We start from the raw sequence: 245 nt of genomic DNA, 5'->3' as shown, positions 1-245 counted from the left end.
GTTTGTATATCGACCCTGCCACCCTAACCTTGCTCGCCACTCGAGCGATAGATTTACTCACCGCTCTGCGTCACCGTGGTCATGCAGCAACTGATGCCACGCAATTGCTGTATAAAGGTGAGAAATCCAGTATTGAACAGTCGTTAGATGACGAAAGCAATACTGTCACACCATGGCCGACACATAAATTGCCAAGTGAGCTCAAAAAAGCCCGTGGCAAACCGCAGTGGTCATCACTCAGTAGC

General features: G+C 49.4%; 1 protein-coding gene. It reads left to right on the top strand.

Annotated features, from left to right (window positions below):
• Positions 1 to 245: DUF3482 domain-containing protein (locus BTV98_RS13350; RefSeq protein ID WP_143505784.1), on the top strand; the 245-nt coding region annotated here is incomplete at both ends.

It is taken from the genome of Psychrobacter sp. Cmf 22.2 (genome assembly GCF_001921745.1).
GTDB lineage: Bacteria > Pseudomonadota > Gammaproteobacteria > Pseudomonadales > Moraxellaceae > Psychrobacter.
Note: the sequence above shows the minus strand (reverse complement) of the source record. Positions and strands in the feature narration are given on the sequence as shown.